The sequence below is a fragment of the Streptomyces sp. NPDC026417 genome, assembly GCF_055567695.1.
Map to the genome: position 1 here is coordinate 242642 of NZ_JBVHPY010000007.1, position 16636 is coordinate 259277.

Consider the following 16636-nt stretch of genomic DNA (forward strand, 5'->3'; position numbering starts at 1 on the left):
ACCTACCAGCCCTCTCCGTCAGTCCCGACCGCACCCTTGTGTGGTCCGGCGGTGTGCTGTCCGGGCATACCGTACCCGGCTCGCCTTGTGTGACCTGGCCAAGACCGTCACCCGATACAGGACCGGTATCGCAACGTGCACCGATGTGCAGGGGACGTGACGGGGGTCACTTCTTGCTGTCGATGACTGCCTTCATCACGTCCCTTGCGATGGGCGCCGCGAGGCCGCCGCCCGAGATGTCGTCACGGTTGGCGCTCTCGTCCTCGACCACGACGGCCACGGCGACCGGGGAGCTGCCGTCGCTCTGCTTGGCGTAGGAGATGAACCAGGCGTACGGGTTCTCGCTGTTGTCGACGCCGTGCTGCGCGGTGCCCGTCTTGCCGCCGACGGTGACGCCGTTCTCGTTGATCTGCGCGTTGGTGCCGGTGCCGTCCTTGACGACCGTCTCCATCATCGACTGCAGGATCTGGGCGTTCTCCTCGGAGAGCGGCTCGCTCATCTTCTCGGGCTCGGTCTGCTCGATGACGTCCAGGTTCGGAGCCTGCAGCTTGTCGACCATGTACGGCTTCATGAGCGTGCCGTTGTTGGCGACGGCCGAGGCGACCATGGCCATCTGCAGCGGGGTCGCCGCGGTCTCGAACTGGCCGATGGAGCTGAGCGCGGTCTGCGGCCGGTCCATCTTCGTGGGGAAGGTGGAGGCGCTGGCGCGCACCGGCGTGAACTGCTCCTCGTTGAAGCCGAACTTCTCGGCCTGCTCGACCATCTTCTCCCGGCCGAGGTCGGCGCCGATCTTGCCGAAGACCGTGTTGCAGGAGACCCGGAGCGCCACGCGCATGGTGGCGTTCTTGCAGGGGATGTTCCCCTCGTTCTTCAGCTCCGTGGTGGTGTCCGGGAGGGTGTACGGCAGCGGGGTCTTGGTCTTCTCGTCCGCGCTCGTGTACTTGCCGTTCTCCAGCGCCGCGGCCGCGGTGACCACCTTGAACGTGGAGCCCGGCGGGTAGGTCTCGCGCAGCGCCCGGTTGAGCATCGGCTCGTCCGGGTCGCTCTTCTTCTGGATCTTCTGCCAGGCCTTGGAGTCGGTCGTCGTGGAGTTCCCGGCGAACGTCGACGGGTCGTACGAGGGGGTGGAGGCCAGGGCGAGGATGGCGCCGGTCTGCGGGTCGATCGCGGCGACGGCGCCCTTGCCCTGCCTGAGCAGACCCTGGTACGCGGCCTTCTGGGCGGCCGAGTTCAGGGTGGTGACGACGTTGCCGCCCTGCTTCTTCTTGCCGGTGAGCATGTCCAGGGTGTTGCGGAAGAAGAGCCGGTCGTCGTTGCCGGTGAGGATGCCGTCGTCGATGGACTCCAGCTGCGTGGCGCCGAAGGCCTGGGAGGCGTACCCGGTGACGGGCGCCCACATGGCGCCGTCCTTGTAGGTCCGCTTGTACGCGAAGTCGCTGCCGTCCGTCTTCTTCGACCCGGTGATCGACTTGCCGTCGACGATGATGTCGCCGCGCGGTGTGGCGTACCGCTCGATGGCGACGCGTCGGTTCTTGGGGTCGTCCTTCAGGGAGTCGGCCTGGACGTACTGGAGGTAGTTGTCCCGGATGAGCAGGGCGAGGACGAGCAGCCCGCAGAAGATCGCGATCCGGCGCAGGGGCTTGTTCACGGTCGGACCACCTGGGTCATCTCGGCGTCGGGGTTGGGAGCGGGGGCGGGCGCGGGGCGGCGCGCGGTGTCGCTGATGCGGATCAGGATGCCGATCAGGGCCCAGTTGGCGATGACGGAGGAACCTCCGTAGGCCAGGAACGGCATCGTCATACCGGTGAGCGGGATGAGGCCCATGACGCCGCCGGCGACCACGAAGACCTGGAGGGCGAAACCGCCGGAGAGACCCACGGCGGCGAGCTTGCCGAACGGGTCGCGGGCCGCGAGGGCCGTCCGGACACCGCGCTCGACGATCAGACCGTAGATCAGCAGGATCGCCATGATGCCGGCCAGGCCCAGTTCCTCGCCGAAGGTGGCGAGGATGAAGTCGGAGTTCGCGGCGAACTTGATCAGGTCGGAGTTGCCCTGGCCGAGTCCGGTGCCCAGGGTGCCACCGGAGCCGAAGGCCCACAGGGCCTCCATGGACTGCTCGGAGTGGCCGGCGACGCCCTGCTGGCTGAGGGTGTACTCGCGCATCGGGTCGAGCCAGGCCTGGACGCGCTGCTGGACGTGCGGCTCGAAGGAGGCGACGCTGACGGCGCCGACCGCGGACATCAGCAGACCGAAGACGATCCAGCTGGTCCGCTCGGTGGCCACGTACAGCATGATCACGAACATGCCGAAGAACAGCAGCGAGGTGCCGAGGTCGGTCTCGAAGACCAGGATGAGGATCGAGACGAACCAGACGACCAGGATCGGGCCGAGGTCGCGGCCGCGCGGCAGGTAGAGCCCCATGAAGCGGCGGCTGGCGAGGGCAAGCGCGTCGCGCTTCACCATGAGGTAGCCGGCGAAGAAGACCACCAGGACGATCTTCGCGAACTCACCGGGCTGGATGGTGAACCCGGCGATGGAGATCCAGATCTTGGCGCCGAAGACGTTCAGACCGAGGCCCGGCACCAGCGGCAGGAGCAGCAGGATCAGGGCCAGGACCATGGAGATGTACGTGTAGCGCTGCAGGACGCGGTGATCCTTCAGGAAGATCAGCACCACGACGAACAGCGCGATGCCCAGCGCGGTGTACAGCAGCTGCCGGGGCGCGGCCTCGACGAAGTTGGGCAGCGCCTGGAGCCGCTTCGACTGGTCCAGTCGCCAGATGACCACGAGGCCGAGCCCGTTGAGCAGGGTGGCCAGCGGCAGCAGCAACGGGTCCGCGTACGGCGCGAACTTGCGTACGACGAGGTGGCCGACGCCGGCGAGCAGGCCGAGGCCGAGGCCGTAGCTCAGCAGGCCGGGCGGCACCGAGTCGTTGATGGCGAGGCCCACGTTGGCGTAGGCGAACACCGGGATGACGACGGCGAACACCAGCAGTGCCAGCTCGGTGTTGCGGCGGCTCGGCGTACCGATCGAGCCGATCGTGGACGTGTGGTGCGTCGACGAGTTCGTACTACTGCTCATGGTGTGACAGGGCCCCTCACGGCTGCTTACTGCTTACCGCACAGCGAGACCAGCTTCTGCTCTTCCTCGGAGAGGCTGGGGCCGGGTGTGGGAGTGGGTGCGGTCTTGGACTTGGAGGACGAGGGTTCCGACGCCGACGGGTTCGGAGTCGGCGACGATGTGGCCTTGGACGTCAGTGAGGACTTTGTGGTTCCCGTGACGCCACCGGCCTCGCCCTCGCCGGTCTTGGCGTTCTTCTCGTTCTCGGCGGAGCGGCGCTCGGCGTTCTTCTTGCACGCGGACGCCTGCACGGCCAGCTCGTCGATCTTCGACTGTGCGTCGTCGAGGCCGCCCTCGGCGATGGTCGCCTTGACCTGCTTCTGCTGGTAGGGCGGCAGGTACTTGAGTTCGATCTCGGGGTGATCCTTCTGCACCTTCGAGAGCGAGACCCAGGCCAGATCCTGGCTGATGCCCCGGTACAGCGCGACGTGCTCGCCCTTGGTGCCGACGTAGTACTGGGTCTGCGTCCAGCGGTAGCCGCCGTACAGGCCGCCGCCGATCACGGCGAGCGCGAGCACCGTGTAGAAGGACCTCTTCAGCCACTTGCGCCCGGAGCGCGGCTTCACGAAGTCCTCGTCCGAGTACCCGCCGAAGCCGCCGGTCGGGACGTAGCCCGTGGTGTCGCCGCTGCCGGGCGGGCCGAACTCGCCGCCGCCCTGGCCGGGCACCTGGCGGCCGAGGTTCGAGGCGCGGCCCGCCGGGGTCTGCATGGCGCCGTTGTCCTGCGACTGGAGCTGGTTCTCGGCGACCGCGCCCACGACGACCGGGGTGTCGGAGAGCTGGGCGGCGAGGGTGTCGCCGCTGTCGATGTCGAGGACGTCCGCGACGATGACGGTGATGTTGTCGGGGCCGCCGCCGCGCAGCGCGAGCTGGATGAGCTCCTGCACGGTCTCCTGGGGGCCCTGGTAGCTGGCGAGCGTGTCCTCCATCGTCTGATGGCTGACGACTCCCGACAGGCCGTCGGAGCAGATCAGGTAGCGGTCGCCGGCCCGGACCTCACGGATGGAGAGATCCGGTTCGACGTGGTCGCCGCTGCCCAGCGCGCGCATCAGCAGGGAGCGCTGCGGGTGGGTGGTGGCCTCCTCCTCGGTGATGCGTCCCTCGTCGACGAGACGCTGCACCCAGGTGTGGTCCTGCGTGATCTGGGTCAGGACGCCGTCGCGCAGCAGGTAGGCGCGGGAGTCGCCGACGTGGACGAGGCCGAGGCGCTGGCCGGTCCAGAGCAGGGCGGTGAGCGTGGTGCCCATGCCCTCCAGCTGGGGGTCCTCCTCGACCATCATCCGGAGCTGGTCGTTGGCGCGCTGCACGGCGGTGCCGAGCGAGGTGAGGATGTCGGAGCCGGGCACGTCGTCGTCGAGCGCGACGATGGTGGAGATCACCTCGGAGGAGGCGACCTCGCCGGCGGCCTGGCCGCCCATCCCGTCGGCGATCGCGAGCAGCCGCGGACCGGCGTAACCGGAGTCCTCGTTGCCCTCGCGGATCATGCCTTTGTGCGATCCGGCGGCGAAGCGCAGTGACAGACTCATGCGCACCTCGCCCGTCGGCTCCGGGTACATCCGCACGGTGCCCACCCTCCGGTCGGGAGCGCGCCGGGGTCCGTCGTGTGGACCGCCGCTGCGTGCTCGCTCCGCTCGCTCATTGTCGTACTACTTCCGCAGCTCGATGACGGTCTTGCCGATGCGGATCGGCGCGCCCAGCGGGACCGGTGTGGGAGTCGTCAGCCGGGCCCGGTCGAGATAGGTGCCGTTGGTGGAGCCGAGGTCCTCGACGATCCACTGGCCGTCCCGGTCGGGATAGATCCGGGCGTGCCTGCTGGACGCGTAGTCGTCGTCGAGGACGATCGTGGAGTCGTGCGCGCGGCCCAGGGTGATGGTCTGCCCCTGGAGCGCGACGGTCGTGCCCGTGAGGGTGCCCTCCGAGACGACCAGCTTGGTGGGGGCCCCGCGGCGCTGGCGGCCGCCGCCGCTCGGCGCCGCCTGCTGGCGCTGCTGCGGGGGCGCGGCCTGGCGCGCGGCCTGCTGCGGCCTCGCGGCTTCCCGGCGCGACCCGCGCTGGGTGACGCGCGTTCCGAACAGGTCGCTGCGGATGACCTGCACGGCCACGATCACGAACAGCCACAGTACGGCCAGGAAACCCAGCCGCATGACCGTGAGGGTCAGCTCTGACATTGCCCCCGCTTCACCCTTCGGCTTGCCGGTAAATGATGGTGGTGCTGCCCACGACGATCCGCGAGCCGTCGCGGAGCGTAGCGCGGGTGGTGTGCTGCCCGTCCACCACGATGCCGTTGGTGGACCCGAGATCCTGGATCGTCGAGGGCGTTCCGGTCCGGATCTCACAGTGCCGGCGCGATACGCCGGGATCGTCGATCCGCACGTCGGCTTCGGTGCTGCGGCCCAGCACCAGCGTCGGGCGGGAGATCTGATGGCGTGTGCCGTTGACCTCGATCCAGTGCCGTGTCCTGGCGCCCGGTGCCGGGGACGCCGCGGGGCGCTGGCCCGTGGGTCCGGCTCCGGGGCGGCCGCCGGGCGGCGGCGCGGACGGCATGGGGGGAGCCGCGGAGGGCTGGGCGGCCGGCGGGTAGCCGTATCCGCCCGGGCGTCCCGCGGCCGGACCCGCGGGGCCCGCCGGGGCCGACGCGGGCGACTGCTGGTTGGTGGAGGAGGCCAGCGTACGGCTGCGCACCCGGTACAGACCGGTGTCGAGGTCGTCCGCCTTCTCCAGGTGGACCTTGATCGGTCCCATGAAGGTGTAGCGCTGCTGCTTGGCGTAGTCGCGCACCATGCCGGCGAGCTCGTCGCCGAGCTGACCCGAGTAGGGGCTGAGGCGCTCGAAGTCCGGCGTGCTCAGCTCCACGATGAAGTCGTTCGGTACGACGGTCCGCTCGCGGTTCCAGATCGTGGCGTTGTTGTCGCACTCGCGCTGGAGCGCTCCCGCGATCTCCACGGGCTGGACCTCGGACTTGAACACCTTGGCGAAGGTGCCGTTGACCAGACCTTCGAGACGCTGCTCGAACTTCTTCAGGACTCCCATGGGGCACCTCCTCCTTAGACGTCGTCCTGTGTGCCGCTTACGTCCGTACCGCCCGCCCTGCCGCTGCGTGCGGTACTGCCTGTGCTGCTCGCCACCGTGTCATCCACGTGTCTACTGCCCAGCGCGGTGCCACTTACGGCGTACTGCTGATCGTCTTCGTCCTGATACTGCTTACTGATCGTATCCACGCGCCGGGAAATCGGGTGGTTCCCCCTGTCGGCCCGGTCGACGAGTGTCGACACACCTTGCGGAGTCCCGAGCCGAGGTCCCCTCCCGAAGTTCCCTCCGGAGCGCCTCTTCGAACTCCTTCAGGCAAGGATCGTAGAGGCGGCCCGGGACCAGTGTCCCGCACCTGACTGTGCACCTTGTCCGGCTCCTGGACAGATGGCCAGGACCGGTACGAGGTTGATACGTGAACCGGTTCGGCTCGGGACGCGGAAACGGAGCGGTACGGGACGGATGGGGCGCGAGGTCCCCGGGGTGCGGCCCCGCGCGACCTGGTGCGCCGGGCGGGACCGGGGCGGGGCGCCGCCGCAGGCCGGACGCGGGGCGCCCGCAGGCCGTGATCCCGGCGCTTCCGAGGGCGCGGGGGTTCCCGACTGCTCTCGGGGGGCTCCCGTGGGGTGAGGCCGCCGGAGGCGTGGGGCCCGGGAAAGGGATGTGATTCCACCCCGGACAGCGTGCTAATCTTCTGCATGTCGACAGGCGCTCGCACCACTCGGTGGGAGACGGACGACACACCCAATGCGCGGGTGGCGGAATAGGCAGACGCGCTGGATTCAGGTTCCAGTGCCCGCAAGGGCGTGGGGGTTCAACTCCCCCCTCGCGCACAGCGAACAGACCCTCATCACCGACGGAAGTCGGGGGTGGGGGTCTGTTGCGTTTGGTCCGCCCCTTCGAGCGCCGGGTCGTGGTCGAGCAGGAACGGGCAGGGCCCCGACGGTGAGGTATCTCACTGCCGGGGCCCTGCCCTGTTCCACCCGGTGCGCGGCGGCCGCGTCGCGCCGGTGCGCGGCGGTGGTTCGGGTCAGCCGGCGAGGTGGGTCGTGAGTTCCTTGGCCTTCGCGGTGGCGGCGTCGAGGGCCTGGGTGCGGGAGGCCTCGAAGAGGGGGATCAGCTCGGTCATCGCCGGGTTGTGGGGCGCCATCGTGAGCTCCGGGACGATGAAGTGGACGTCCAGGGCGAGCGCGTCGCCGAGGACGGCCTGCAGGTAGTTCTGCACGTACTCGTAGGGCTCGCGGGGCGTGCCCGGCGCGTACGAGCCGCCGCGGCTGGCGACGACGGTGACCGGGGTGCCCTTGATCCGCGACTCCTCGGTCATCGCGGTGCGGCCGATGAGGATCACGTTGTCCAGCCACGCCTTGAGGGTCGAGGGGATCGAGAAGTTGTGCATCGGGGCGCCGATCAGCACGGCGTCCGCCTGCTCCAGCTCGGCGATCAGCTTCTCGCGCTCGGCGAACGCGGCGGCCTGCTCCGGGGTGTGGGTGTCCGGGGCGGCGAAGCCGGCGGTGTGGGCGTCGGCGGTGATGTGCGGCACGGGGTGCACGGCGAGGTCGCGGTAGATCACCGAGCCCTCCGGGTGCTGCTCCTCCCAGGTCGTGCGGAAGGCGTCCGTCACCGCGCGGGAGGCCGACGCGGCGGCGGGGAACACGGACGAGTCGATGTGAAGCAGCGTGGCCATGGGCTCTCCAAGGGAAATGCGGCGCAGCCCGCGAGGGACGGGCTTCTGATTCGTACCTAACTAGTGATAACACAGCTACTTACTTTTTTTCATCCCCTTGCGTGAACGCAGTACCCTGGAGCCATGGCGGAGCCGGTGAGCCACGAAGCAGGTCCGTGTCAGAAGGTCGACGACGGCATGACACGGGTCTTCCAGCTGCTCGGAAAACGCTGGACGGGACTGGTCGTGGCCGTGCTGCTGCAGCGACCGGTGCACTTCGCCGAGCTGCGCCGGGCCATCCCCGGCATCAGCGAACGGATGCTCTCGGACCGCCTCACGGAACTCGGCGCGGCGGGACTGGTCGTGCGCGAGGTCGACGAGGGGCCCCCGCTGCGGGTCGCGTACCGCCTGACGGAGGCGGGCGCCGCTCTGGAACCCGCGCTGAAGGAACTCGGCGCCTGGGCCGAGAGGCACCTCCCCGAGGGCGGCTCCTGCCCCGGGAAATAGCCGGTCGCGGAGTTTTCCACAGGCTCTGACGACTCTCGGCGCCCGGCGGTACGGTCATCACGAGTTGATGTTCGTGGCACGGGGGAGGCTGTCGGTATGACCGAGACCGGTACAGAGGGCGCGCAGCAGCGGGCGCGCAGGGTTTTCCGCGTCCCGGGGTTCGCCGGAGCGGCCCACGACGGCGCGGCCGGGGAGAGCGGCACGCGCCAGGGGCCCAAGGCGCAGGGCAAGGCGCTGCGTCAGCAGGTCCCCCGGGCCGCCCACGCCGAGCTGACCCTCGACCCCGACCGGCCGGACGCGGTGACCGCGGTGGAGCTGTCCAACCGCGGCCGCATCCCCGAGCTCACGCCGATCCGGGTCGGCAGAATGGCCGCGAACCCCTTCGCCTTCCTGCGCGGCTCCGCGGGCCTGATGGCGTACGACCTGGCGCGCACCCCCATGACCGGCATCGCGGCCCAGATCTGCGGCGACGCGCACGCGGCGAACTTCGGCCTGTACGGCGACGCCCGCGGCGGCCTGGTCATCGACCTGAACGACTTCGACGAGACGGTGCACGGCCCCTGGGAGTGGGACCTCAAGCGGCTCGCCACCTCCCTCGTCCTCGCGGGCCGGGTGGCCGGGGCGGACGAGGACACCTGCCGCAAGGCGGCGTTCGACGCGGCCGGCGCCTACCGCCGAACGATGCGCCTGCTCGCGAAGCTCCCCGTCCTCGACGCGTGGAACGCCATCGCGGACGAGGAGCTCGTCTCGCACACCGACGCCCACGACCTGCTCGGCACCCTGGAGCGGGTCTCCCGGAAGGCGCGGGCCAACACCAGCGGCCGGTTCGCCGAGAAGTCGACCGAGGCGGTGGAGGGCGGCGGCCGCCGGTTCGTCGACTCGCCGCCCGTGCTGCGCCGCGTCCCCGACGCGGAGGCCGCGGCGGTCGCGGCGTCCCTGGAGGACTACCTGACGACCCTGGCGGAGGACCGCCTCCCCCTCCTCGCCCGCTACGCCGTGCACGACGTCGCCTTCCGCATCGTCGGCACCGGCAGCGTCGGCACCCGCTCGTACGTGGTGCTGCTCCTGGACCACCGCGGGGAACCGCTGATCCTCCAGGTCAAGGAGGCGAGGCCCTCGGCGCTGGTCCCCCACCTGGTGACGGCGGGCCACGCCGTGCCCGACGTGGATCACGAGGGGCACCGGGTGGTCCTCGGCCAGAAGCGCATCCAGGTCGTGAGCGACTTCCTGCTGGGCTGGACCACGGTCGACGGCCGGCCCTTCCAGGTTCGCCAGTTCCGCAATCGCAAGGGCAGCGTCGACCCCGCGGCCCTCGCCGCCGACCAGCTCGACGACTACGGCCGGATGACCGGCGCCCTCCTCGCCCGGGCCCACGCGCACGGCGCCGACCCGCGTCTGATCGCCGGCTACTGCGGCAAGAACGAGGAGCTGGACGAGGCGATGGCCGCCTTCGCGGTCGCCTACGCGGACCGTACGGAGGCGGACCACGCGGACTTGGTGGCGGCCATCGGGGACGGCCGGACAGCCGCGGAGCCGGGCGTGTGACGGGCCGGCCGGGCGGCCGTGCGGGATGGGCCGGAAGGCCCGCCGTTCCGTGGCCTAGGCTGGACGGGTGACGACCCCGGAAGCCGAGCACAGCCAGCCCGACCGCACCGAGGCGGAGACCGCCCGCACGGCGGAGGACGCCCGGGTCCGAAGCGCTGCGGAGCCTCGGCCCGACGGCGAGCCGGGTTCGCCGCCCGCCGACGGGCGGAGCGACCACGCCCGGCCCGGCCAGGCCCCGGGCGATCCGGCCGACCAGGGCGAGGCCGCCGACGCGGCCACCGCGCCGGACGCCGGCGCGAGCGCGGCGGACGGCGAGGACACGCGCCCCGAGGCGCGGCTGGAGCGGGCCGTTCGCGCGGCCGAGCAGGCACTGATCGAGTACGAGATCGCCGTGGAGACCTTCCGGGTCGAGGTCGAGAACTTCTCGCGGCTGCACCACCAGAAGCTCGGGCCGATGTACGCGCGGCTGGACGAGCTGGAGGCGCAGATCGCCGAGGCGCAGGCGGCCCGCACCGGTGATCCGGAGGACCGGCGCAAGGCGGACGAGGCGCGGGCGCGGGTCATGCCGATGCCGGGTGTCGAGGAGCTCTTCCACGGCTGGATGGACTCCGAGGGGCTGTATCCGGAGGCCGTGGCGATGCTCACGGACCAGCCCGTGCGGCCTCCGCAGCGCGTCCGCCCCAGCGACGAGGCACGCAAGCTCTACCGCGAGCTCGTGCGCAAGGCCCACCCCGACCTGGCGCAGGACGAGGGCGAGCGGTCCCGGCGCGACGAGTTCATCACCCGGGTCAACGCCGCATACGCACGCGGCGACGAAGGCCTGCTGCGGGAACTGGCCGGGGAGTGGGCGGCCGGTCCCGTGCCGGAGGAGTGGAAGCCGAGTCGCAGCGAGGAGCTCTACGCCCGCCTCGAATGGCTCTCCCAGCGCAAGGAGCTGCTCACCCTCGTCGCCAGGGAGCTGGAGGAGGGTGCGATCGGCGCCATGCTCAAGCTGGCTCCGGACGATCCCGACCGCCTGCTGGAGGAGATCGCCGAGCAGCTCCTGGCCCAGGTCGGGGAGCGGGAGAACCAGCTGGCCGAGCTGATCGGATAGCGGGGAGCTGCCGGGCCGCGGCCCGGCAGCCGTCCACCGCCCGGCAGCGTGACGGCGCCCGGCGGACGGCCGCGTCGGCTGCGCGGGTCCGGGGACTCGGGCGGCCCGTGGGGTCGGGTAGCGTCGGGGGCATGCATTTTGGAGCTGGTGTGCCCACCGTCGAGGTCGCGGATCTCAAGGACGGAGACTTCCTGCTGGACGTCCGCGAGGACGACGAGTGGCAGGCAGGTCATGCCGAAGGGGCGCTGCACATCCCGATCAGCGACTTCGTGGCCCGCTACGGCGAGCTGACCGAGGCGGCGCCGCAGGACGGCAGGGTCCATGTGATCTGCCGCTCCGGTGGCCGCTCCGCTCAGGTGGCCATGTACCTCACCCAGCAGGGCATCGACGCCGTGAACGTGGACGGCGGCATGCAGGTCTGGGCCGCTGCGGGGCGCCCCGTCGTGAACGCCAAGGGCGAGCCGGGCTTCGTGCTCTAGGCGCGCAGCCGCGGTGAGCGGCGGGCCCGCCCGAGGTGTGGTGGCCGACCGGGCCCCGGGGGCGGGGTTGCGGTGGCGAGCCGCCGTGGGGTGATCGGACGGGCCGTGATTGCCGGGCCGGCGAGGTGGTCAGCTCAGGGGGTGCGCCGCCAGCAGGTCTCCCAGCGCCTCTTCGTGCGCCGCAGCCGGGCCCAGGGACAGTTCGAGTTGCTTGGCCCAGGCGTGGTAGCGGTGCAGCGGGTACTCCACGTCGGCGCCGAAGCCGCCGTGCAGGTGCTGCGCGGTCTGCACGACGCGTCGTACGCCCTCGGACGCCCACGTCTTCGCGACGGCCACGTCCGCCGCGGCCGGCAGGGCCCCGCCCGCGCCCGTGGCGATCCGCCAGGCGGCCTGCCAGAGCGTCGCCTCCATCGCGCGCAGGTCGATGTAGCGGTCGGCGGCCTGCACGGCCACGGCCTGGAACGTGGCGATCGGGAAGCCGAACTGCTCCCGCTTGCCGGTGTACGCGCTCGTCATCGCGAGCACGCCCTCGCCGAGCCCGAGCGCCAGCGCGCACGTCCCGGTGGTCAGCAGTTCGCGCAGCCGCTCCCACGCGCCGTCGGCGTCGATGACGTCGCGCGCGGGGATCCGCGCCGAGTCCAGGCGCAGCTCGCCCAACCGCTCTCCGGTGGTGGAGAGTTGCTCGGCGAGTACGGCGCCCTCGTGGACACGGGGGACGAGCGCGAGGACGGTGCGGTCGGCCGCGGTGTGGGCGGGGACGACGACGAGGTCCGCGTTGTGCGCCCAGGGCACGGCGGTCTGCAGTCCGTCCAGCACCCAGAAGTCCCCGTCCTGCCGGGCGGTCACGGCGCGTTCGGCGGGGTCGTGACCGGTACGGCCGCTCGCGGCGACGGTCAGCACCAGCTCGCCCCGGCCCGCCCGCGGCAGCAGGTCGGCCTTCAACTCCGGGCTGCCGTGGGCCTGTACGGCGACCGCGGCCGCGGTGTTCTCCAGCAGCGGCACCCGGGCCAGTACCTTCGCGGACTCGCGCAGCACCAGGCACAGCGCGATGGGATCCAGCCCGGCCCCGCCGAACTCCGCGTCCAGCAGGAGGCTCAGGAGGTCGGCGTCGGCGAGCTTCGCCCAGAGCGGGCGGTCGAAGTCCTCGGAGACGGCTCCCGAGGTGAGCGAGGGGCTGGGCACACCGTCCGGCGCGACCCCGGCGAACACCGCCCTGGCCGCCTCGACCGCCGCCTGCTGCTCCTCGGTGAAGGTGAAGTCCACGGTCCCGCCCTCCCACGCACCCGGTCCGCCCACCGGAGCTCCCGGCGGGCGGATCTGACGGAGCGTCAAGATAGAACAGGTTCTACGAGAAGGGAACGGGCGAAGAGGAACGGCGGACGCGGCGTCAGCGGTCGAAGTCCAGCTCCACCTTCTCCGTGGCCGGGTGGGACTGGCAGGCCAGGACGTACCCCGCCTCGGTCTCCTCCGGTTCCAGCGCGAAGTTGCGGTCCATCCGGACCTCGCCCGAGACGAGGAAGGCCCGGCAGGTGCCGCACACGCCGCCCTTGCAGGCGTACGGGGCGTCGGGACGGTTGCGCAGGACGGCCTCCAGAAGGGACTCGCCGTCCTGGACGGGCCAGGTCCCGCCGCGGCCGTCGAGCCGGGCGGTCACCGTGCTGTGGGCGGGGGCCGGTGCGGTGCTCGGGAGGACGGCGGCGGTGTCCACATGGAAGATCTCCTGGTGCAGACGAGCCCGCGGCACACCGAGGCCGCGCAGAGCCCGCTCCGCACCCTGGACGAGCCCCAGTGGCCCGCACAGGAACCAGCCCGCCACCCGGTCCACGGGCAGCAGCGCGGGCAGCAGCGCGGTGAGCCGCTCCTCGTCGAGGCGCCCGGAGGGCAGCCCCGCCTGCTGCTCCTCCCGGGAGAGCACCGTCACCAGCTGGAACCGCTCGGGGTAGCGGTCCTTCAGGTCGGCGACCTCCTCCAGGAACATCGTCGAGGCGGACGTCCGGTCGCCGCGCAGGAGACAGAAGCGCGCCTCGGGCTCGCGTGCCAGCAGGGTCGCGACGATCGACAGCACGGGAGTGATGCCGCTGCCACCGACCACGGCCGCGTAGAGACCGGGGGCCGGCTCCAGCGTGAAGCGTCCGGCCGGTGTCATCACCTCCACCTCGTCGCCGACGGCGATCTCCTTGAGCGCGTACGTCGAGAAGGCGCCCCCGTCGACGAGGCGGACGCCCACGCGCAGGGTGCGCGGGCCCTCGGGGTCGGACGGGGCGGGCGCGGGGGAGCAGATCGAGTACGTCCGCCGGATCTCCGTGCCGTCGGCGGTCCGGCGCAGGGCGAGGTGCTGGCCGGCGGCGTGCCGGTACTCCTCGCGCAGGCCGGGCGGCACGGCGAAGGTCAGGGCGACGGAGTCGTCGGTGAGCCGGTCGACCGCGGCCACCGGGAGCGGGTGGAACCGGGCCATCACAGCTCCTTGAAGTGGTCGAACGGTTCGCGGCAGGACAGGCAGCGCCGCAGCGCCTTGCAGGCGGTCGACGAGAAGCGGCTGAGCAGCTCGGTGTCGGCCGAGCCGCAGAGGGGGCAGCGGACCGGCTCGGTCGCCGAGGCGGCCTCACCGAGGGCGGCCTCGGGGGATGAGCCGGCCGTGCGGGTCGGGCCGAGTCCGACCGCCACCGGGCCGGACGGGCGGCCGCCGCGCGGGGGCGCGATGCCGAACTCCCGCAGCTTGCGGCGGCCTTCGTCGGAGATGTCGTCCGTCGACCAGGCCGGGCTGAGCACCTTGTGGACGGACACCTCGCGCACGCCGTGCTCGTGCAGGACGCGCTCGATGTCGGTGGACATCGACTCGATGGCCGGGCAGGCCGTGTACGTCGGGGTGAGCTCGACCTCGACCGAGCCGCCCTCGCGGACGTGCACCGCGCGCAGGACGCCCAGCTCCTCCAGGGTGATGACGGGCAGCTCGGGGTCGGGCACGGATCCGGCGAGCCTGCGCAGCTCCTGCTCCAGAGGAGTCGCGCGGTCCGCGGCCGTGGGGGCGGGGGTCACCAGGACGCTCCCGGGTGGCTGCGGTGCAGGTGCTGCATCTCGGCGATCATCCGGCCGAACGACTCGGTGTGCAGGCCCTGTCGACCGGCGCCGGCCCTCCACGCTCCGGACTGCGGGCCCTGGGGCACCTGGAGGGTGGCGCGGTGCAGGACGTCGGTGAGGGACGCGAGCCAGTCGGCGCGCAGCGCCTCCAAGTCGACGTCCAGGCCCTCGACCGGCTGGAACAGCTCACCGGTGAACCGCCACAGGGCATCGCAGGCCCGCTGCATGCGCTCGTGGCTCAGCTCCGTGCCGTCGCCGAGCCGCAGGGTCCACTGCTCCGCGTGGTCCCGGTGGTAGGCGACCTCCTTGACGGCTTTGGCGGCGAGCGGCGCGAACGGGCCGTCGCCGGCCGCCAGCCGCCCGTACAGCAGGTGCTGGTGGACGGAGAAGTACAGCTGGCGGGCGATGGTGTGCGCGAAGTCGCCGTTCGGCTGCTCCACCAGCTGGAGGTTGCGGAAGGCGCGCTCCTCGCGGAGGTAGGCCAGCTCGTCCTCGTCGCCGACCATCGACAGCAGGACCCGGGCCTGGCCGAGCAGGTCCAGCGCGATGTTCCCCAGGGCGACTTCCTCTTCGAGGACCGGGGCGTGGCCGGCCCACTCCCCCAGGCGGTGCGAGAGCACCAGGGCGTCGTCCCCCAGGCAGAGGGCCGCGGCGGCCGTGGTGCCGGTCGCGGGCAGGGTGGGCGTCACAGGTGCTGCACTCCTTCCGGGATCTCGTAGAAGGTCGGGTGCCGGTAGGGCTTGTCGGCGGACGGCTCGAAGAAGGGGTCCTTCTCGTCGGGCGAGGAGGCCGTGACGGCGGAGGACGGGACGACCCAGATCGAGACGCCTTCGCCGCGACGGGTGTACAGGTCGCGTGCGTTGCGCAGGGCCAGCTCGGCGTCCGGCGCGTGCAGGCTGCCCGCGTGGGTGTGGGAGAGTCCGCGGCGCGAGCGCACGAAGACCTCCCAGAGGGGCCAGTCGGTGGTCATGCTCGCGCCTTTCCGTGTGCGTCCTCGTGCGTGCCGGTGCCGGTGCCGGTGCCCGCGCCGACTGCATCCGTCCCTGCGGCCTTCTTGCCGGCGTACGCGGCCGCGGCCTCGCGGACCCAGGCGCCCTCGTCATGGGCCCGCTTGCGCTGGGTGATCCGCTGTTCGTTGCACGGCCCGTTGCCCTTGAGGACCTCTTTGAACTCCGACCAGTCGATCGGACCGAAGTCGTGGTGCCCCCGCTCCTCGTTCCACCGCAGGTCCGGGTCGGGGAGGGTCAGGCCGAGGGACTCCGCCTGGGGGACGCAGATGTCGACGAAACGCTGGCGCAGCTCGTCGTTCGAGTGGCGCTTGATCTTCCACGTCATCGACTGCGCCGAGTGCGCCGACTCGTCGTCCGGCGGGCCGAACATCATCAGGGAGGGCCACCACCAGCGGTTCACTGCGTCCTGGGCCATCTCGTGCTGCTCCGGGGTGCCGCGGCTGAGGGCCAGCAGCAGCTCGTACCCCTGGCGCTGGTGGAAGGACTCCTCCTTGCAGATGCGGACCATCGCGCGGGCGTACGGCCCGTAGGAGCAGCGGCAGAGGGGGACCTGGTTGGTGATCGCGGCGCCGTCCACCAGCCAGCCGATGGCGCCGACGTCCGCCCAGGTCAGCGTCGGGTAGTTGAAGATCGAGGAGTACTTCTGACGGCCGGTGTGCAGCTTGTCCAGCAGCTCCTCGCGGCCGGTGCCCAGGGTCTCCGCGGCGCTGTAGAGATACAGGCCGTGCCCCGCCTCGTCCTGGACCTTGGCCATCAGGATCGCCTTGCGGCGCAGGGAGGGGGCGCGCGTGATCCAGTTGGCCTCCGGCTGCATGCCGATGATCTCGGAGTGGGCGTGCTGCGCCATCTGCCGGACCAGCGTGGAGCGGTAGGCGTCGGGCATCCAGTCGCGGGGCTCGATGCGCTCGTCGGCCGCGACGGCGGCGTCGAAGGCTCGCTCGTACGCCTCGTGGGCGGCGCCGTCCGTCGCCGGGTCCGCCTCCGTGCGGGCCGTACGCTGCGCGGCTGCTGTTGCCATGCGGTCCCCCTCGACCTCTCGCTCCTGGCTACCGACCGATCGTTCGGTTCGCTCGGATCCATGGTCGGTCGAGCGTCGTAAGGTGTCAACCGCTGT

16 protein-coding genes and 1 tRNA gene are annotated in these 16636 nt (G+C 71.5%); 5 read left to right on the plus strand and 12 right to left on the minus strand.

Features of this window, described 5'->3' with window-relative positions:
• Nucleotides 1-166 precede the first annotated feature (166 nt).
• The 5 genes from ACZ4NT_RS14085 to ACZ4NT_RS14105 all read right to left on the minus strand — a co-directional run bounded on the left by ACZ4NT_RS14085 (nucleotide 167) and on the right by ACZ4NT_RS14105 (nucleotide 6150).
• Nucleotides 167-1648, minus strand: a complete 1482-nt coding sequence (locus ACZ4NT_RS14085; RefSeq protein ID WP_121405032.1) for a penicillin-binding transpeptidase domain-containing protein — start codon at nucleotides 1646-1648, stop codon at nucleotides 167-169.
• A complete protein-coding gene (locus tag ACZ4NT_RS14090) occupies nucleotides 1645-3081 on the minus strand; it encodes an FtsW/RodA/SpoVE family cell cycle protein (protein WP_121405033.1) in 1437 nt (478 codons plus the stop codon). Before ACZ4NT_RS14090 ends, ACZ4NT_RS14085 begins: the two co-directional genes overlap by 4 nt.
• Before the next feature lie 26 nt (nucleotides 3082-3107).
• Nucleotides 3108-4646: a Stp1/IreP family PP2C-type Ser/Thr phosphatase gene (locus ACZ4NT_RS14095; RefSeq protein WP_467725380.1), complete on the minus strand. Its 1539-nt coding sequence runs from the start codon at nucleotides 4644-4646 to the stop codon at nucleotides 3108-3110.
• 120 nt (nucleotides 4647-4766) lie between these two features.
• The gene (locus ACZ4NT_RS14100; protein ID WP_121405035.1) at nucleotides 4767-5288 is read right to left on the minus strand and encodes an FHA domain-containing protein FhaB/FipA; all 522 of its coding nucleotides are present in this window, start codon (nucleotides 5286-5288) and stop codon (nucleotides 4767-4769) included.
• A gap of 10 nt (nucleotides 5289-5298) precedes the next feature.
• The gene (locus ACZ4NT_RS14105) at nucleotides 5299-6150 is read right to left on the minus strand and encodes a DUF3662 and FHA domain-containing protein (RefSeq protein ID WP_121405036.1); all 852 of its coding nucleotides are present in this window, start codon (nucleotides 6148-6150) and stop codon (nucleotides 5299-5301) included.
• Nucleotides 6151-6896: 746 nt separating this feature from the next.
• Here ACZ4NT_RS14105 and ACZ4NT_RS14110 point away from each other — a divergent pair.
• Nucleotides 6897-6980: transfer RNA gene (locus tag ACZ4NT_RS14110), tRNA-Leu, on the plus strand.
• A gap of 197 nt (nucleotides 6981-7177) precedes the next feature.
• On the opposite strand, the gene ACZ4NT_RS14115 is transcribed toward ACZ4NT_RS14110, so the two are convergent.
• On the minus strand, nucleotides 7178-7831 hold the full coding sequence (locus ACZ4NT_RS14115) for an FMN-dependent NADH-azoreductase (protein ID WP_467725383.1): 654 nt from the start codon (nucleotides 7829-7831) through the stop codon (nucleotides 7178-7180).
• A gap of 123 nt (nucleotides 7832-7954) precedes the next feature.
• Between ACZ4NT_RS14115 and ACZ4NT_RS14120 the strand changes: the two genes are divergently transcribed.
• The 4 genes from ACZ4NT_RS14120 (at nucleotide 7955) to ACZ4NT_RS14135 (ending at nucleotide 11434) form a co-directional block, all read left to right on the plus strand.
• On the plus strand, nucleotides 7955-8317 hold the full coding sequence (locus ACZ4NT_RS14120; protein ID WP_121405039.1) for a winged helix-turn-helix transcriptional regulator: 363 nt from the start codon (nucleotides 7955-7957) through the stop codon (nucleotides 8315-8317).
• 96 nt (nucleotides 8318-8413) lie between these two features.
• Entirely contained in the window at nucleotides 8414-9862 is a 1449-nt protein-coding gene (locus ACZ4NT_RS14125; protein ID WP_121405040.1) for a DUF2252 domain-containing protein, read from the plus strand.
• A 67-nt stretch (nucleotides 9863-9929) separates the two neighbouring features.
• A complete protein-coding gene (locus tag ACZ4NT_RS14130; RefSeq protein ID WP_467725386.1) occupies nucleotides 9930-10955 on the plus strand; it encodes a hypothetical protein in 1026 nt (341 codons plus the stop codon).
• Between the two features lie 149 nt (nucleotides 10956-11104).
• Nucleotides 11105-11434, plus strand: a complete 330-nt coding sequence (locus ACZ4NT_RS14135) for a rhodanese-like domain-containing protein (RefSeq protein ID WP_121405041.1) — start codon at nucleotides 11105-11107, stop codon at nucleotides 11432-11434.
• A gap of 129 nt (nucleotides 11435-11563) precedes the next feature.
• Here the strand turns inward: ACZ4NT_RS14135 and ACZ4NT_RS14140 are convergent, their stop codons facing one another.
• The 6 genes from ACZ4NT_RS14140 to paaA all read right to left on the minus strand — a co-directional run bounded on the left by ACZ4NT_RS14140 (nucleotide 11564) and on the right by paaA (nucleotide 16540).
• The gene (locus tag ACZ4NT_RS14140; protein ID WP_467725387.1) at nucleotides 11564-12697 is read right to left on the minus strand and encodes an acyl-CoA dehydrogenase family protein; all 1134 of its coding nucleotides are present in this window, start codon (nucleotides 12695-12697) and stop codon (nucleotides 11564-11566) included.
• A 124-nt stretch (nucleotides 12698-12821) separates the two neighbouring features.
• The gene (locus tag ACZ4NT_RS14145) at nucleotides 12822-13889 is read right to left on the minus strand and encodes a 2Fe-2S iron-sulfur cluster-binding protein (RefSeq protein ID WP_121405042.1); all 1068 of its coding nucleotides are present in this window, start codon (nucleotides 13887-13889) and stop codon (nucleotides 12822-12824) included.
• Nucleotides 13889-14470 carry a 1,2-phenylacetyl-CoA epoxidase subunit PaaD gene (gene paaD, locus ACZ4NT_RS14150; protein ID WP_467725390.1) on the minus strand — a complete coding sequence of 194 codons (582 nt, stop codon included), beginning with the start codon at nucleotides 14468-14470 and terminating at the stop codon, nucleotides 13889-13891. The genes ACZ4NT_RS14145 and paaD overlap by 1 nt, the downstream gene beginning before the upstream one ends.
• Entirely contained in the window at nucleotides 14467-15201 is a 735-nt protein-coding gene (gene paaC, locus ACZ4NT_RS14155) for a 1,2-phenylacetyl-CoA epoxidase subunit PaaC (protein ID WP_121405044.1), read from the minus strand. The genes paaD and paaC overlap by 4 nt, the downstream gene beginning before the upstream one ends.
• The gene (paaB, locus tag ACZ4NT_RS14160) at nucleotides 15198-15482 is read right to left on the minus strand and encodes a 1,2-phenylacetyl-CoA epoxidase subunit PaaB (RefSeq protein WP_121405045.1); all 285 of its coding nucleotides are present in this window, start codon (nucleotides 15480-15482) and stop codon (nucleotides 15198-15200) included. The genes paaC and paaB overlap by 4 nt, the downstream gene beginning before the upstream one ends.
• A complete protein-coding gene (gene paaA / locus ACZ4NT_RS14165; protein WP_121405046.1) occupies nucleotides 15479-16540 on the minus strand; it encodes a 1,2-phenylacetyl-CoA epoxidase subunit PaaA in 1062 nt (353 codons plus the stop codon). Before paaA ends, paaB begins: the two co-directional genes overlap by 4 nt.
• Between the last annotated feature and the right edge of the window lie 96 nt (nucleotides 16541-16636).

Excerpts from the sequence above, each read along its gene's own strand:
- ACZ4NT_RS14090 (WP_121405033.1), bottom strand. The coding sequence starts at position 3,081 with ATGAGCAGTAGTACGAACTCGTCGACGCACCACACGTCCACGATCGGC.
- ACZ4NT_RS14095 (WP_467725380.1), bottom strand. The coding sequence starts at position 4,646 with ATGAGTCTGTCACTGCGCTTCGCCGCCGGATCGCACAAAGGCATGATC.
- ACZ4NT_RS14100 (WP_121405035.1), bottom strand. The coding sequence starts at position 5,288 with ATGTCAGAGCTGACCCTCACGGTCATGCGGCTGGGTTTCCTGGCCGTA.
- ACZ4NT_RS14105 (WP_121405036.1), bottom strand. The coding sequence starts at position 6,150 with ATGGGAGTCCTGAAGAAGTTCGAGCAGCGTCTCGAAGGTCTGGTCAAC.
- ACZ4NT_RS14115 (WP_467725383.1), bottom strand. The coding sequence starts at position 7,831 with ATGGCCACGCTGCTTCACATCGACTCGTCCGTGTTCCCCGCCGCCGCG.
- ACZ4NT_RS14120 (WP_121405039.1), top strand. The coding sequence starts at position 7,955 with ATGGCGGAGCCGGTGAGCCACGAAGCAGGTCCGTGTCAGAAGGTCGAC.
- ACZ4NT_RS14125 (WP_121405040.1), top strand. The coding sequence starts at position 8,414 with ATGACCGAGACCGGTACAGAGGGCGCGCAGCAGCGGGCGCGCAGGGTT.
- ACZ4NT_RS14145 (WP_121405042.1), bottom strand. The coding sequence starts at position 13,889 with ATGGCCCGGTTCCACCCGCTCCCGGTGGCCGCGGTCGACCGGCTCACC.
- paaB (WP_121405045.1), bottom strand. The coding sequence starts at position 15,482 with ATGACCACCGACTGGCCCCTCTGGGAGGTCTTCGTGCGCTCGCGCCGC.
- paaA (WP_121405046.1), bottom strand. The coding sequence starts at position 16,540 with ATGGCAACAGCAGCCGCGCAGCGTACGGCCCGCACGGAGGCGGACCCG.